At 62.8% G+C, this 15142-nt stretch carries 15 protein-coding genes and 1 riboswitch; of the genes, 13 read left to right on the top strand and 2 right to left on the bottom strand.

The window, feature by feature from the left end; genetic code table 11:
* Positions 1-9 precede the first annotated feature (9 nt).
* A riboswitch (TPP riboswitch) is annotated at positions 10-132 on the bottom strand.
* Between the two features lie 275 nt (positions 133-407).
* Both FLO80_RS05475 and FLO80_RS05470 read left to right on the top strand, forming a co-directional pair.
* Entirely contained in the window at positions 408-2114 is a 1707-nt protein-coding gene (locus FLO80_RS05475; RefSeq protein ID WP_111362580.1) for a chloride channel protein, read from the top strand.
* Positions 2101-3159: an extracellular solute-binding protein gene (locus FLO80_RS05470; protein ID WP_188078219.1), complete on the top strand. Its 1059-nt coding sequence runs from the start codon at positions 2101-2103 to the stop codon at positions 3157-3159. Before FLO80_RS05475 ends, FLO80_RS05470 begins: the two co-directional genes overlap by 14 nt.
* A gap of 138 nt (positions 3160-3297) precedes the next feature.
* Here the strand turns inward: FLO80_RS05470 and FLO80_RS05465 are convergent, their stop codons facing one another.
* Entirely contained in the window at positions 3298-3636 is a 339-nt protein-coding gene (locus FLO80_RS05465; RefSeq protein WP_111362578.1) for a winged helix-turn-helix transcriptional regulator, read from the bottom strand.
* Between the two features lie 98 nt (positions 3637-3734).
* Here FLO80_RS05465 and FLO80_RS05460 point away from each other — a divergent pair, with 98 nt between their 5' ends.
* From FLO80_RS05460 to FLO80_RS05445, 4 genes are all read left to right on the top strand, one after another.
* Positions 3735-4787, top strand: a complete 1053-nt coding sequence (locus tag FLO80_RS05460; RefSeq protein WP_111362577.1) for a saccharopine dehydrogenase family protein — start codon at positions 3735-3737, stop codon at positions 4785-4787.
* A gap of 183 nt (positions 4788-4970) precedes the next feature.
* Positions 4971-5291, top strand: a complete 321-nt coding sequence (locus tag FLO80_RS05455) for an ArsR/SmtB family transcription factor (protein ID WP_111363166.1) — start codon at positions 4971-4973, stop codon at positions 5289-5291.
* Entirely contained in the window at positions 5288-5734 is a 447-nt protein-coding gene (locus tag FLO80_RS05450; RefSeq protein ID WP_111362576.1) for an SRPBCC family protein, read from the top strand. Before FLO80_RS05455 ends, FLO80_RS05450 begins: the two co-directional genes overlap by 4 nt.
* Positions 5735-5771: 37 nt before the next feature.
* On the top strand, positions 5772-6191 hold the full coding sequence (locus FLO80_RS05445) for a GFA family protein (protein WP_111362575.1): 420 nt from the start codon (positions 5772-5774) through the stop codon (positions 6189-6191).
* 96 nt (positions 6192-6287) lie between these two features.
* Here the strand turns inward: FLO80_RS05445 and FLO80_RS05440 are convergent, their stop codons facing one another.
* On the bottom strand, positions 6288-7127 hold the full coding sequence (locus FLO80_RS05440) for a universal stress protein (protein ID WP_111362574.1): 840 nt from the start codon (positions 7125-7127) through the stop codon (positions 6288-6290).
* A gap of 195 nt (positions 7128-7322) precedes the next feature.
* On the opposite strand from FLO80_RS05440, the gene ccoN reads away from it, so the two are divergent.
* The 7 genes from ccoN to FLO80_RS05405 all read left to right on the top strand — a co-directional run bounded on the left by ccoN (position 7323) and on the right by FLO80_RS05405 (position 15139).
* Entirely contained in the window at positions 7323-8927 is a 1605-nt protein-coding gene (gene ccoN / locus FLO80_RS05435; RefSeq protein ID WP_111362573.1) for a cytochrome-c oxidase, cbb3-type subunit I, read from the top strand.
* Between the two features lie 14 nt (positions 8928-8941).
* Positions 8942-9670 (top strand): cytochrome-c oxidase, cbb3-type subunit II, encoded by a 729-nt coding sequence (ccoO, locus tag FLO80_RS05430; protein WP_111362572.1) that lies wholly within the window; start codon positions 8942-8944, stop codon positions 9668-9670.
* Between the two features lie 11 nt (positions 9671-9681).
* On the top strand, positions 9682-9873 hold the full coding sequence (locus FLO80_RS05425) for a cbb3-type cytochrome c oxidase subunit 3 (protein WP_111362571.1): 192 nt from the start codon (positions 9682-9684) through the stop codon (positions 9871-9873).
* 3 nt (positions 9874-9876) lie between these two features.
* A complete protein-coding gene (gene ccoP, locus FLO80_RS05420; RefSeq protein ID WP_111362570.1) occupies positions 9877-10758 on the top strand; it encodes a cytochrome-c oxidase, cbb3-type subunit III in 882 nt (293 codons plus the stop codon).
* A 294-nt stretch (positions 10759-11052) separates the two neighbouring features.
* Positions 11053-12480, top strand: coding sequence for a cytochrome c oxidase accessory protein CcoG (gene ccoG / locus FLO80_RS05415; RefSeq protein ID WP_111363163.1), 1428 nt, complete (start codon positions 11053-11055; stop codon positions 12478-12480).
* On the top strand, positions 12480-12941 hold the full coding sequence (locus FLO80_RS05410) for a FixH family protein (RefSeq protein ID WP_111362569.1): 462 nt from the start codon (positions 12480-12482) through the stop codon (positions 12939-12941). The genes ccoG and FLO80_RS05410 overlap by 1 nt, the downstream gene beginning before the upstream one ends.
* Before the next feature lie 11 nt (positions 12942-12952).
* On the top strand, positions 12953-15139 hold the full coding sequence (locus FLO80_RS05405; protein ID WP_111362568.1) for a heavy metal translocating P-type ATPase: 2187 nt from the start codon (positions 12953-12955) through the stop codon (positions 15137-15139).
* The last annotated feature ends 3 nt before the right edge of the window (positions 15140-15142 follow it).

The raw sequence follows: 15142 nt of genomic DNA, 5'->3' as shown, positions 1-15142 counted from the left end.
CGGCAAAGCCGCGCAGCCCGTGCACCATCCCTACGCCAGTGTGAACTGGATCAGGTTCGTCGGGTCACTGCGCTGCGCAAACCTGCGCCAACAGTATCTCAGCCCCTTGTCGGGACTCCCCGGGTGAGTGATGTCACCCTGCGCCCGACCGCCGCAGTTTGTCAATGATGCGAAATCGGGCTTCAAGATATCCGGTTTTCGAGCCTCGATTATTCATAAGTATCGACCTGGATTGGTCTTGACGCTGACGTGACGGTGCGGGGGCGAGGCCATGGCACAGGACATGTCGACAGGCGTTATCGGGTCTGGCGCGACGGGCAGGCCCGGGAAAAGGCTTTTGAACCCCTCGCCATGCCTTTTTCCGTCAAAGCCTTGTGCCGCCCGCTCCGAATGCGGAATATGCCTGCATGAGTGTCGCACCTCACAGGAAACCCGCGCGGCCCGTGATCCGCATGATCATTCTGACGGTAACGGCGCTCTGCGTCGGTGCGGCGGCTTCATTCGCGGCGATTATCTTTGTCGAGCTGGTATCGGGGCTCAACTCGGCCCTTCTGGTTGCGCCACGCTCGCGGGTGCAATGGGAAAGGCTGCCGTGGCTCATCATCCTCGCAACGCTGCTGGTGCCGACGCTGGGGGGGTTGATCGTGGGGGTCGTGCATCGGTACCTGTCGCCTGAGCGCCGCCCACTTGGGCCACCCGACGTGATCCGTGCGGTGCAGTTCCATCGCCCGCTGCCCGACACGCGCAGCGGGATCGTCTCCACCCTCACTGCGATCCTGTCGCTCGGTACTGGCGCCTCGGTTGGGCAATATGGCCCGATGGTTTATCTCGGTGCGCTGTTTGGCGGTGCGGCGCGCCGACTGCGCGCGGACGTCCCCAATCTCGACGGGATCGCGATGAGCTGCGGTGTGGCGGCGGCCATCGCCACCGCCTTCAACGCACCCATTGCCGGGCTGGTTTTCGCGCACGAGGTCGTGCTGCGGCACTACTCGACACAGGCTTTCGCGCCGGTCACGGTGGCCTCGGCCACGGGCTATGTCATCGCCAACGTGATCTTCGAGCGACCCGCGCTCTTTCTGGTAGAGTTTCCGGGTGTGGGGCATGGCTATGAATTCGTGCTCTTTGCCTTTCTGGGGCTGGTAGTCGCGCTCGCCGCGATTGGCTTCATGCGGCTGGTGCTGGCCTGCGGGCCGTGGATGGCTGGCCTGATCGCGAATCCCGTGCTGCGCCCCGGCGTGGCGGGTCTGGTGGTGGGGCTGACGGCGCTTGCGCTGCCGGATGTGTTGGGCATCGGCACCGAAACGCTGCGTTTTGCCACCATCGAAGGGGCATTCGGGCAGGGCGAACTGATTGTGCTCATTCTCGCCAAGATCACGCTCACAGCGCTTTGCATCGGCGCGGGGTTTTCCGGCGGTGTGTTCAGTCCCGCACTGCTCATCGGCAGTCTCATCGGGGCGCTGTTCTGGACACTCGTTTCGGGTGCGGGGGGCATCCCGACCTCGGGTGTAGCGGTCTATGCCATCGGTGCAATGATGGCCTTTGCCAGCGCCGTGATCGGCGCACCGCTCACCTGCATATTGATCGTGTTCGAGTTGACCCGCAATTACGACATCACCATCGCCGCGATGGTCGCGGTGGTCTTTTCCAATCTCGTCTCGCACCGCCTTTTCGGCCGGTCGCTGTTTGACATTCAACTGGCCCGGCGCGGCATGGATTTTTCCAAGGGGCGGGATCGCGCGCATCTGGCAGAGTTGCCCGTGCGCGATCTGCTGAGCGCGGACGCGGTTACGATGACCCCCGAAGATACGCCCGAAGATGTCGCCAGGCGCCTCCTGGACCGTGGCTGGCGGCAAGCTTTCGTTCTCGGCGCCGAGGGGCAGCTTGTCGGCGTCTACAGCCCATCCGAGGGGCAACAGCCCGCGACACTCACCTTCGAGGACGACACGAACCTCGCCGACGCGATGGAGCGCATGCGTGGCTTTGTCGGCGACGCGGTGCCTGTCGTTACGCGCGAGGGCGGGCGCTATCTCGGTGCCGTGTCCGAGGCGGATATGGTGAGTGCGTGGCTCGATCATGTGGCTCGCATCAGGGAGGAAGAGAATGCTGCGCTCTAGTTTCGCCGCCCTCTGGATCGTGCTCTGCGGCCCGGTTCCGGCGCAGGAACTTACCGTCGCCACATGGGGTGGTGCCTACGAGGCGGCGCAGCGGCAGGCGGTCTTCGCACCCTTTACCGAGGCCACGGGCCGCAAGGTCGCGGCAGTGCAATATGACGGCACTGTCGCGGCGTTGCGTGAACGCGGTGGACCCGAGGGCTGGGACGTGATCGACATGCTTGCCGATCAGGCGCGCGTCGCCTGCGCCGAAGGGCTGTTGCTGCGGCTCGATGCGCCCTCGCTTGTCGGGCGTGCCGCGATGGAGGATTTCAGCCCCCGCGCATCCACCCGCTGCGCGATTCCGCAGAACGTCTATGCCCGCGTGATGGCCTATGACGAACGCGCCTTTCCCGGCATCAAACCCACGCGGATCAGGGATTTCTTCGACACCGCAGGTTTTCCCGGCAAGCGTGCGATACAGCGTAGCCCCGATGGCATCCTGGAATGGGCGCTTCTGGCCGAAGGCGTGCCGCCCGAACAGGTCTATGGCCTGCTCAGCACCGATCGGGGGCTGCGCCTCGCCTTTCGCACGCTCGACACGATCCGCGCCGATATCATCTGGTGGGACGATCCGGCCGAGCCCGGACAAATGCTCGCGGAGAGGCGCGCAGTGATGGCGTCCGGGTTCAACGGCCGGTTTTTCGACATGGCGACGCGCGACGCGGCCCCCGTGAATATCGTCTGGGATGGCCGGATCATCGGAACCGAGGTCTGGGCGATCCCGGCCACCACTGACCGGGCGCAGGCGGCGCGCGATTTCCTTGCCTTCGCCCTGCGCCCCGCCAGCATGGCGCGGTTCTCGGAACTCATTCCGTATGGCCCCACCCGGAAATCCGCCTTCGCACAGATCGGGCTGAACCCGGTAACCGGTGTGCCGATGCGCGTCCATCTGCCCAACGCGCCACAGCACGCAGGGCGCGCGCTGATCCGCGACAGTGCATGGAATGCCCATACGCGCGATCTACGCCAGCGGCGGTTTGAAGCGTGGCTCGACCAGGAGGAGTGACCCAGCCATCGCAATCGCACAGCCGCATTTTACCCGTGTCGATTCGCATGAATCGGGCCAGCATCCCCGCGACGGGCGAACGCCGAGGCTTTCGAACACGAGCGGGCGCCGGGATACTGCAAGGTTTCAGACCCTGGTTTATGTGATGTTCTCGGCCTCCGGGCTGCTTGCCTTTGCCCACTCGTAAAGCTGCAGGATGATCGGCCCCAATGCCTGGCCCTGCGCCGTCAGCCGGTAGGTCACTTCGCGTGGAAAGCCATTGCTGACCGAGCGTACAAGCAGACCGCGCCGCGTCAGCCCCGCGAGTCGCTCGCTTTGCACCTTGGGCGTGATGCCGGGCAGCCGATCCTGTAACTCGCCATAGCGCAGCGGCCCCTCGGTCAGGTGCCACAGAATGAGCGCGTTCCAGCGATGCCCCAGAAAGGCCAGCCAATCCTCGGCCAGACATTCGGCGGGACGGCGCTCTCTGCGGGGCATACTGCTGGCAGGGCTTTCCGTTTGGATAGTCTCGATTCGCTGTGCTTCATGACCGTTCATGGCACCAATATCGGAGCCAGAACGGTGAGAGACAAGCAATGGCAGGAATTCTTATCATAGGCGGATACGGTCATGTCGGCCGCCAGATCGCCGCTCGGCTGATCCGGGCCGGGCAGGCTGGCGTGCGTGTTGCGGGGCGTGACGCGGGCCGGGCCGCGGTTGAGTCTGCGAAACTCGGCTGCGGCTGGGCGGTCATGGATCTGGACAAACCCGAAAGCTGGGATGCGGCGCTGGCGGGAATCGGCACCGTCGTTGTCTGTGTCGATCTGGTGAACGCAGATTTCCCCGCCCATGTGCTTGAACGGGGGCTGGGTTATATCGACATCTCGGCCACGGATGCGGTCCTTCGCCGGATTGAGGGGCTGGACGAGCTTGCCCGCGATCATGGCGGCTGCGCGGTGCTTTCGGTCGGCCTCGCGCCGGGGCTGAGCAATCTCATGGCGCGCGCGGCCGTGGCGCGGATGGAGAAGGTCGAAGCCGTGACCATCGGTGTGCTTCTGGGCCTTGGCGATGCGCATGGTGCGGCGGCGGTCGACTGGACGCTGGACAATATGCGCCGTCTGACTCCGGATGATGTGCGGCCGATGGGGTTTGGCCCCGGGGCAACGATGGTTCAGACCATGCCCTTCGCCTTCGCCGATCAGCATGTGCTGGCGCGTCGCCACGCATTGGAGAACGTCACCACCCGGCTTGGTCTGGCCTCGCCCCTGATCACCCGGGCCACGCTGCGGCTGCTGGCCCGGCTGGCCAAACGTCCCGTGTTTCGCAACCTTCTCCGCTGGAGCATGGCCCGGTTTCGTCTCGGCTCTGATCGCGCCTCGCTAGTGGTCGAGGCCGTCGGGCATGGCGCTGACGGGCCGCTTCGCCATCGTCTGACGCTTGATGGGCGGGCCGAAGCCGCGATCACCGCATTGATCGCAGCCCATGTGGCATTGGCGTGGCCCGGCGCTGCGCGGCCCGGTGTATGGCATATCGAAGAGATATGGCATCTCGGCGAATTCGCATCAGCCCTGAGGGCGGAGGGTATCACCTTGGGCGAACAGCGTCTCGATCTGCCTGCACCTGCCGATGCTTCAGGGCCAGACCCGTAAGCGCCGCGGCGACCCCGAGGCCGCTATACAACGCTGCGGCGCAGATCGGCAGAAGCGGGCCGAGCGTCGTCGATGTTGCTTTCACGTAGGCTTGGCAAGATCATATATGCAGGTATTTGCCTGCTTATATTGACATGCAGTTAAATACCTGCATATATGGTCTCGTCGCACATGGAGGCACCGATGGATGACGACGACGTGTTCAAGGCCCTGGCAGATCCGAGCCGCAGGATGCTCCTCGACCGTCTTTGCGAGAAAAACGGCCAGACGCTTGGACAGCTTTGCGAGTCCATGGACATGAAACGCCAGTCCGTGACCCAACATCTTGGTCGTTTGGAACAGGCCAATCTCATCAGCACGGTGCGCCGTGGGCGCGAGAAACTGCATTTCATCAATCCGGTCCCGCTCTACGAGGTCTATGAGCGCTGGATTCGCAAGTTCGAGGAAGGCCGCCTGAGCCTTCTCCATGACCTCAAGCAGCAACTTGAAAGGAACAAGAAATGACCGATAAATCCGCCAGTTTCGTCTATGTCACCTTTATCCGCACGACACCTGAAAAGGTGTTCGAAGCGATCACAAAGCCGGAAATCGCCCGCCGCTACTGGGGCCACGAGAATGTCTCGGAGGATTGGCAGCCCGGCTCCAGTTGGCAGCATGTTCGCACCGATGAGGCGCGTACCGTCGATCTCGTGGGCGAAGTCATCGAAAGCGACCCGCCAAAGCGGCTCGTCATCAGCTGGGCGAACGAAAGCCAGAAGGACGATCCCGACCAGTACAGCCGTGTCACTTTCGACATCGAACCACAAGGAGACCTGGTCAAGTTGACCGTCGCGCATGACGAGTTGCAGCCCGGCAGCGGCATGCTGAACGGCATCAGCAAGGGTTGGCCGCAGGTGCTCTCAAGCATGAAGTCCTTCCTCGAAACGGGTCAGGGTTTCGATCTCTGACCGCACACCGGCACATCAGGAAACAAGGAATACCTCAATGAGCACGAAGACCTATGAGGGCGGCTGCGCCTGCGGCGCCATCCGCTATGAAACGACGAGCGAGCCCATCTTCGAGAACCACTGCCAATGCACCGATTGTCAGAAGCGAAGCGGAACCGGGCACGGGTCCTACCTGACCTTCCCGCAGCGCGCCGACATGAAGATTACCGGCAAGGCGTCACAATGGAGCGTGGGTGCGGATAGCGGGAATGACAAGGTTCATGCCTTCTGCCCGACATGCGGAACACCGGTCTATCTGACATTTACAGCGATGCCGGATTTGATAACGATCCACGCGACCAGCCTTGACGACCCCGGTCAATTCAATCCGCAAGCGCTCACATACAGCATCCGCGGACGTGCGTGGGACATGATTGATCCCACGGTACAGAGATTCGAACGGATGGTTCTCGGCTGAATTCCACCAAGCGACTGCCAATGCCCGTGATCACGGCTGTCCGCGCTGGCAATATTGGCATGCCGGCGCGGTTTCAACCTGCCCGGGTCCGCCCGGTCAATGCGCCATGAACACCGGCAGCTTGGCCTGTTCGAGCATGTAGCGCGTGGCGCCGCCAAGGATCGCCTCGCGGAAGCGCGAATGGCCATAGGCGCCCATCACGATCATGTCGGCGTCAATGTCGGTGGCGTGGCGCATCAGCACGTCTGAGACACGCGGCAGGGTTTTCGACAGCACGTCGACCTCGGCGCGGACCCCGTGGCGCGAGAGATATTGCGACAGGAGCCCGCCGGGGTCGGAACGGTTGGGCCCGTGGGTCGGCGGGTCGATCACCACCACGTGTACGGCTTCGGCCGCCTCGAGCACGGGGAGCGCGGCGCGCACGGCATTGAGCGCCTCGGCGCTTTCGTTCCAGCCGATCATCACGGTCTTGGGGGCGGGTTTCGGCTCGCCCTCGTCTGGCACGACAAGAACCGGGGTCTGGCCCTCGAACATCGCCGATTCGACCACCGGCTCAAGCTCGGCACCGCGATCCTCGCCATAGGGCAGGGGCTGGATGACCAGGTCGGAGAACCGGGCATGGGCGGCGACATGGCGCCCGATATCGGCCAGTTGCGCCACACCGGTATCGCTGCCCCAGCGGATGCTGGACCGTCCGAGGATGTCGCGGGCCTGCTCCTCGATCGACTTGGCGTCTTCCTGTGCGCGGTCGATGGTTTCCTGAAGCACCATCGCGTTGGCACCCGCATAGTAATAGCCGGTCTGGCTGCGGTCGACGCCAAGGCAAAGCACGTCGAGATGCGCATCGACCGAATCGGCCATCGCGATCGCATGGGCCAGGGTATTTTCGATCAGTTTAGGGTCGGTGAGAACCGAAAACAGGGATTTATAGGCCATCGTCGTCTCCTGAGAATGAGAACTTTAACAAGAATAGCGACAGAAGGTCGCTGTTCCTTTGATGCGTATCAGGGATTTCGACCGGAAATTTTGATGCAGATCAAGGTTTCGACACTCAATGCGTCCCATTAAGCTGACAGTCACATCACCGGTGCGGCGGGTTGAATCGTGCCGGGCAAGACAAAGGGACGAAAAATGGGTAACTATATCAAGCTGATCGTGCTTGGTGTGATCACGGTGCTGGCCCTGATCGCAGCCAACTACGCACGTGATGTGGCCTATCTGGTCAATGCGCTTACGGTGGCGCTGGTCTCTGCGGGGCTGTTCTTGTGGATATTGCGCCGCACGGGCGAGCCGGTCGCCGCGGTTGATCTTTCGGGCGAATACATGGACGGACCGGTGCGCGCGGGCGTGATCCTGACCGCATTCTGGGGGGTCGTGGGCTTTCTGGTCGGCGTCACAATCGCCTTTCAACTGGCCTTTCCGGTGCTCAATTTCGAATGGGCGCAGCCTTACCTGAACTTCGGGCGCCTGCGACCGCTGCACACGAGCGCCGTGATCTTCGCCTTTGGCGGCACCGCGCTGATCACCACCTCTTTCTATGTCGTGCAGCGCACCAGCGCGGCGCGGCTCTGGGGCGGCAACCTCGCGTGGTTCGTGTTCTGGGGGTATCAGCTCGTCATCGTTCTGGCCGCGACCGGTTACCTCTTGGGGGCGACCCAGTCGAAGGAATATGCCGAACCGGAATGGTATGTCGACTGGTGGCTGACCATCGTCTGGGTGGCCTATCTCCTTGTCTTTGTCGGCACGCTCATGAAGCGGAAAGAGCCGCATATCTATGTGGCCAACTGGTTCTATCTGTCGTTCATCCTCACCATTGCGATGCTGCATATCGTCAACAACCTGTCGATCCCGGTCTCGGTCTTCGGGTCGAAATCGGTGCAGGTGTTCAGTGGCGTGCAGGATGCGATGGTGCAGTGGTGGTATGGCCATAACGCGGTGGGCTTCTTCCTGACCGCGGGTTTCCTGGGCATGATGTATTACTTTGTCCCGAAACAGGCCGAACGCCCGGTGTTCAGCTACAAGCTCAGCATCATCCACTTCTGGGCGCTCATCTTCCTTTATATCTGGGCCGGTCCGCACCACCTGCACTATACCGCGCTGCCTGACTGGGCCTCGACGCTGGGCATGGTGTTCTCGATCGTGCTGTGGATGCCCTCATGGGGTGGCATGATCAACGGTCTGATGACGCTTTCGGGGGCTTGGGACAAGCTGCGAACCGACCCCATCATCCGTATGATGGTGATCTCGATCGGGTTCTACGGCATGTCGACCTTCGAAGGGCCGATGATGTCGATCCGCGCGGTGAACTCGCTGTCGCACTACACCGACTGGACCATTGGCCACGTGCATTCCGGCGCGCTGGGCTGGAACGGCATGATCACGTTCGGCGCACTCTATTTCCTGGTGCCGAAACTGTGGAACCGCGAGAGCCTCTATAGCCTGCGGCTCGTGAGCTGGCACTTCTGGCTCGCCACGATCGGGATCATCCTCTACGCCGCCTCGATGTGGGTGACGGGGATCATGGAAGGGCTGATGTGGCGCGAAGTGGATGCCAACGGTTTCCTCGTGAACTCGTTCGCCGATACCGTGGCTGCCAAGCTCCCGATGTATGTGGTGCGTGGTCTGGGCGGGGTGCTCTACCTGCTGGGCGGTATCATCATGTGTTATAACCTCTGGATGACTGTAAAGCGTTCGCCGGCTGTCCAAGCCGCGAACCATGTCGTTCCGGCTGAATAAGGAGGGCCGGACAAATGGCAATTCTCGATAAACACAGGGTTCTCGAAAAGAACGTCACGCTGTTGGCCATCTTTGCCTTCCTGGTGGTGACCATCGGCGGCATCGTGCAGATTGCACCTCTGTTCTGGCTGGAAAACACGATCGAGGATGTGGACGGCATGCGCCCCTACACCCCGCTCGAACTGGCCGGGCGCGACATCTATGTCCGCGAAGGGTGCTATGTCTGCCACAGCCAGATGATCCGCCCGATGCGTGACGAGGTCGAACGCTATGGTCACTACTCGCTGGCTGCGGAGTCGAAATACGACCACCCGTTCCAGTGGGGGTCCAAGCGGACGGGGCCCGACCTTGCCCGCGTTGGTGGCCGCTATTCGGATGACTGGCATGTGGATCACTTCCGCAACCCGCAATCGGTGGTTCCGGAGTCGGTGATGCCGAAATACAGCTTCCTCGAGCGTCAGGTGATCGACGGCAAATACGTCGCCGACAACCTGAAGGCGCATCGCTTTGTCGGGGTGCCCTATACCGACGAAATGATCGAGAATGCACAGGTCGATTTCGCCGCGCAGGCCGATCCCGACAGCGATTTCGACGGGCTGCTGGACCGCTATGGCGACAACGTCAATGTGCGCAATTTCGATGGTCAGCCAGGCATTTCCGAGATGGATGCGCTGATCTCTTATATGCAGATGCTGGGCACGCTGGTCGATTTCTCGACCTTCGAGCACAGCGGCACACGGTAAGGGGGGCCAAGATGGAAACCTATTCCCTTTTGCGACAGTTCGCCGATAGCTGGATGTTGCTTTTGCTGTTCACGTTCTTCGTCGTGATGGTCCTTTGGGTGCTGTTCCGGCCGGGAAGCACCAAGACCTATCAAGACGTGGCCAACATCCCGTTCCGGCATGAAGACAAGCCCGCCCCCGAGCGGCAGCCCGAGGAGTCGTAAGACATGGCCAAGCAACCTGAAAAGAAAAAAGACGACGTCGAAACCACCGGTCATAGCTGGGACGGGATCGAGGAGTACAACAACCCGCTGCCCAAGTGGTGGGTCTGGGTCTTCTATGCGACCATCATCTGGGGGATCGGCTATACCATCGCCTATCCCGCATGGCCGGGGATCAACCAGGCGACGTCGGGGCTGTTGAACTGGTCGACCCGCGCCAACGTGGCCGAGGAAATCGAGACCTTCGCCGAACGCAACGCGCCCAAGAACACCGCGTTGGAGGAAGTCGAACTGGCCTCCTTCGTGGAGGAAACCGATACCGAGCTTTATGCCTATGCCCGGTCATCCGGTGCGGCGGTCTACCAGACATGGTGCGCCCAGTGCCATGGCTCGGGCGCGGCTGGCGGGGTCGGCTATCCCAACCTTCAGGACGACGACTGGCTCTGGGGGGGCACGATCGAGGATATCCACACCACGATCCGGGTCGGTGTGCGCAACCCCGACACCGACGAGGATTACCTGCGTGTCTCCGAAATGCCCGCCTTCGGCGCCGATGAACTGCTTGAGGAAGAGCAGGTCGAACAGGTCGTCAATTACGTGATGTCGATGTCGGGCGAGCCGAAGGATGCATCGTTGGTCGAGGCAGGACAAGAGGTCTATCTCGACAATTGCGCGGCCTGCCACGGCGACGATGGCCAGGGCGACACCTTTCAGGGCGCGCCCAACCTTGCCGATGCAATCTGGCTCTATGGCGGGGATTACGCTTCGATCCGCGAAACCGTCTGGAATTCGCGCAATGGCGTGATGCCGCAATGGCAGGACCGACTGACCGAGGCGCAGATGCGCGCCGTTGCCACCTATGTCCACCAGTTGGGCGGCGGCGAATGAACAAAGAATTCCGGGGGCCTCGGCCCCCGGGATACGGCACCGGCCCTTCCGTCCTGTTCGCGCGTTTCCTGGAAGGCCGGTGCCACCCTGTTCAACACAAGGCCTCTGGCACGGCACATTGACCGAAAGCCCTTGAAAGACCGAGAGGGATTTCATGCCGGGCAAAAGGTCGCGGGTGCGTTCCTTGCTAATAGATAAATATTAGATGCAGAATTTGATGCAGGTCAAGGTCACCTTTGGCTGCTCCTGTGAAAAGGAGCAGCAGAACAGGTCCAGAAGCCCGGAGTGAACCCGTTGTCCCAAGCCGAACCAGAACAGCTTTATGCCGCGCGCGAACCGATCTTTCCCAAGAAGGTTTATGGAAACTTCCGCAACCTGAAATGGGTCATCATGATCGTCACGCTGGGGATCTACTACGTCACGCCGTGGATCAGGTGGGACCGGGGTCCGAGCCTGCCGGATCAGGCGGTGCTGCTCGATATGGCGAACCGGCGGTTCTATTTCTTCTGGATCGAGATCTGGCCGCACGAGTTCTATTTCATCGCCGGGCTTCTGGTGATGGCGGGGCTGGGGCTTTTCCTGTTCACCTCGGCGCTGGGCCGGGTCTGGTGCGGCTATACCTGCCCACAGACGGTCTGGACCGATCTCTTCATCCTTGTCGAACGCTGGATCGAGGGCGACCGCAACGCGCGGTTGCGCCTGCACCGGCAAAAGAAATGGGATTTTCGCAAGGCCCGGCTGCGCCTGACCAAATGGGTGACATGGCTTTTGATCGCGATGGCGACCGGCGGGGCATGGGTGTTCTATTTTGCCGACGCGCCGACGCTGTTGGTCGATCTCTTCACGCTCAACGCGCATCCGATCGCCTATACCACGATCGCCATTCTGACCGGCACCACCTTCCTTTTCGGTGGCTTCGCGCGCGAACAGATCTGCATCTATGCCTGCCCATGGCCGCGGATTCAGGCCGCGATGATGGACGAGGACACGCTGACGGTGGGTTATCGCGAATGGCGGGGCGAGCCGCGCGGCAAGTTGCGCAAGGGCAAGCTCGATCCCGAGCAGGGCGATTGCATCGACTGCATGGCTTGCGTCAATGTCTGCCCGATGGGGATCGACATCCGCAACGGCCAGCAGATGGAATGCATCACCTGCGCGCTGTGCATCGACGCTTGCGACGAGGTGATGGAGAAGATCGGCAAGCCGCGCGGGTTGATCGACTACATGGCCTTTACCGACGAGGAAGGCGAACGCGCCGGCAAGCCGCCCAAGCCGATCTGGAAGCATGTCTTCCGGCCCCGCACGGTCCTCTATACCGGGTTGTGGTCGCTGGTGGGGGTTGGTCTCCTGGTGGCGCTGTTCATCCGCACCGATATCGACATGACCGTCGCGCCGGTGCGCAACCCGACCTACGTGACCATGTCCGACGGGTCGATCCGCAACACCTACGAGATCAAGCTGCGCAACATGCATGGCGAGGAGCGGCCGTTTGTTTTGTCGCTCACGGGTGATCCGGCTCTGCGCGTCGAGATCGAGGGGGCCGACACGCAAACCGTGGTGGTGCCAGCCGATACCGCGCTTCCGGTGCGGACATATGTGGTGGCGCCGAGCGGGTCGGTTCCGGCGGAAAGCGACCGGGTCGAGTTCCGATTCTGGGTCGAAGATGCTACCAGTGGCGAACGCGCCTTCAAGGACACTGTCTTTAACGGAAAGGGGAATTGATGACCCAGGAGCGTAAACTCACCGGCAGGCACGTGCTGATGATCTTCGTCGGTGCATTCGGTGTGATCATCACCGTCAACCTGTTACTGGCCTATAACGCGGTCCGCACCTTCCCGGGGCTTGAGGTCAAGAATTCCTATGTGGCCAGCCAGAAATTCGACGAGCGGCGCAGCGCGCAAGAGGGGCTGGGCTGGACGGTTTCGGCGCAGCAGGTTGATGGCATGCTGACCTTGTCGATCACCGACGCGGCGGGCATGCCGGTCGAGGTACAGGAACTGAACGCCCTTCTTGGCCGCCCGACTCATGTCAAGGAGGACAGCGAACCCGCCTTCGTTTTTGACGGAACCGCCTATGTCGCGCCCATGGACCTCGACGATGGCAACTGGGATCTGCGCATGATCGCCACCGCCGAGGACGGCACCGAGTATCGCCAGCGTCTCAAGGTCCGGGTGATCAGGTAAGGATTGGTCCGATGACCGCCACGATGCGCCCCAATATCTCGGCCTGCCCGGCCTGTAGCGCCGCCCCCGCCGCCGAGGCGCTGGCCGAACAGGCGGCGCAAAAGGATGCGCGCATCGCCCTGTCGGTGCCGGGGGTGCATTGCGCGGCCTGTATCAACGCCATTGAAGAGGCGCTGGCCGCCCATCCCGGGGTCGAGAGCGCCCGGGTCAACCTGACCCTCAAGCGCGCCACGGTCGAGGCCGTCCCGGATGTCACGCCCGAGGATCTGGTCGGCGTTCTCGAACGCATCGGATACGAGGCGCATGAACTGGATGCCGGCACCCTTTCCGCGACCGAGACCGACAAGGCCGGGCGCGAATTGCTGATGCGGCTGGCGGTGGCGGGTTTCGCCTCGATGAACGTGATGCTGTTGTCGGTGTCGGTCTGGTCGGGGGCAGCGGATGCCACCCGCGACATGTTTCACTGGATCAGCGCCGCGATCGCCCTTCCGACCATCGCCTTTTCCGGCCAGCCGTTCTTTCGCAATGCCTGGGCCGCGCTGAAACACGGGCGGCTCAACATGGATGTGCCGATCACGCTGGCCATCGTGCTGGCTCTGGCGACATCACTTTGGGAAACCTCGCTTTCCGGTAAACATGCCTATTTCGACGCGGCGCTTGCGCTGACCTTCTTCCTGTTGGCCGGGCGCTATCTCGATCACCGCACCCGCGCCATCGCGCGATCCGCGGCCGAGGAACTGGCCGCGCTCGAAGTGCCCCGCGCGATCCGCGTCGAGGCGGGCGAGGAGCGGCAGGTGGCGGTGTCCGAGCTTGCCGTGGGTGACATGATCCTGGTGCGACCCGGCGGGCGGATGCCGGTCGATGGCGAGATCGTCGAGGGCCGCTCCGAGATCGACCGCAGCCTGCTGACGGGCGAGACGATCCCGGTCTATGGCGGGCCGGGGCAGGCGGTGTCGGCGGGCGAGGTCAACCTGACCGGGCCGCTGACCATTCGTGCCACGGCGGTCGGCGAGGACACGTCGCTGCACCGCATGGCCGACCTGGTCGCCATCGCGGAATCGGGGCGCTCGCGCTATACCTCGCTGGCCGACAGTGCCGCGAAACTCTATGCGCCGGGGGTGCATATCCTCTCGGCCTTGGCCTTTGTTGGCTGGTATCTCTACACGTTCGACATGCGCACCGCGCTCAATATCGCGGCGGCGGTGCTGATCATCACCTGCCCCTGCGCGCTGGGCCTTGCCGTGCCTGCCGTGACCACCGCCGCCTCGGGGCGGCTCTTTCGGCGCGGTATGTTGATCAAGCATTCCACCGCGCTCGAACGGCTGGCGCAGGTCGATACGGTGGTGTTCGACAAGACCGGAACGCTCACCGCCGGCACGCCCGAGGTGATGAACCTCGATCAGGTCACGAGCCGCGATATCGGAATTGCACTGGCGCTGGCGCAAGGCTCGTCGCATCCGCTGTCGGTCTCGCTCACCGCGGCGGCCCGCGCGGCGGGGTTCGAGCCGGCCGAGGTCGAGGATATCACCGAAGTGCCGGGCTATGGCACGCGCGGACGCTGGCAGGGGCGCGAGGTGCGTCTTGGCCGGGCGGCCTGGGTCGAAGCGCCCCGGCTTGCGCGCACGGCGGCGTGGCTCAGGGTCGGAGACGAGACCCTGCAGGCGTTCGAGTTCACCGACCGGCTGCGCGACGGTGCCGAGGCGGCGATCGCGGCGCTCAAGGACGCGGGCAAGGATGTCTACCTCATGTCCGGTGACACCACACCGGCGGTCGAGGAGATGGCCCGCCGACTGGGCATTCCGCACTGGCTGGCCGAGGCGCTGCCCGCCGACAAGGCGGCGCGGGTGCAGGCCATGACCGACGAGGGGCGGCATGTGCTTATGGTGGGTGACGGTCTCAACGACACGGCGGCACTTGCCGCCGCGCATGTCTCGATTTCACCGGCCAGCGCGCTCGATGCGGCGCGGGTGGCGAGCGACATCGTGCTTCTGGGCGGCGATCTGAGCCCGATTGCCGACGCGGTTCAGACCGCCGGATCGGCCATCCGCCGGATTCGCGAGAATTTCCGGATCGCCACGCTTTACAACGTGATCGCGGTGCCCTTGGCGGTGGCGGGGTTCGCCACGCCACTGATTGCCGCCTTGGCGATGTCGGCCTCTTCCATTACAGTCTCGCTCAACGCCCTGCGACTGAGGTGAGCC

It is taken from the genome of Aquicoccus porphyridii (assembly GCF_008369105.1).
Taxonomy (GTDB): domain Bacteria; phylum Pseudomonadota; class Alphaproteobacteria; order Rhodobacterales; family Rhodobacteraceae; genus Aquicoccus; species Aquicoccus porphyridii.
Note: the sequence above shows the minus strand (reverse complement) of the source record. Positions and strands in the feature narration are given on the sequence as shown.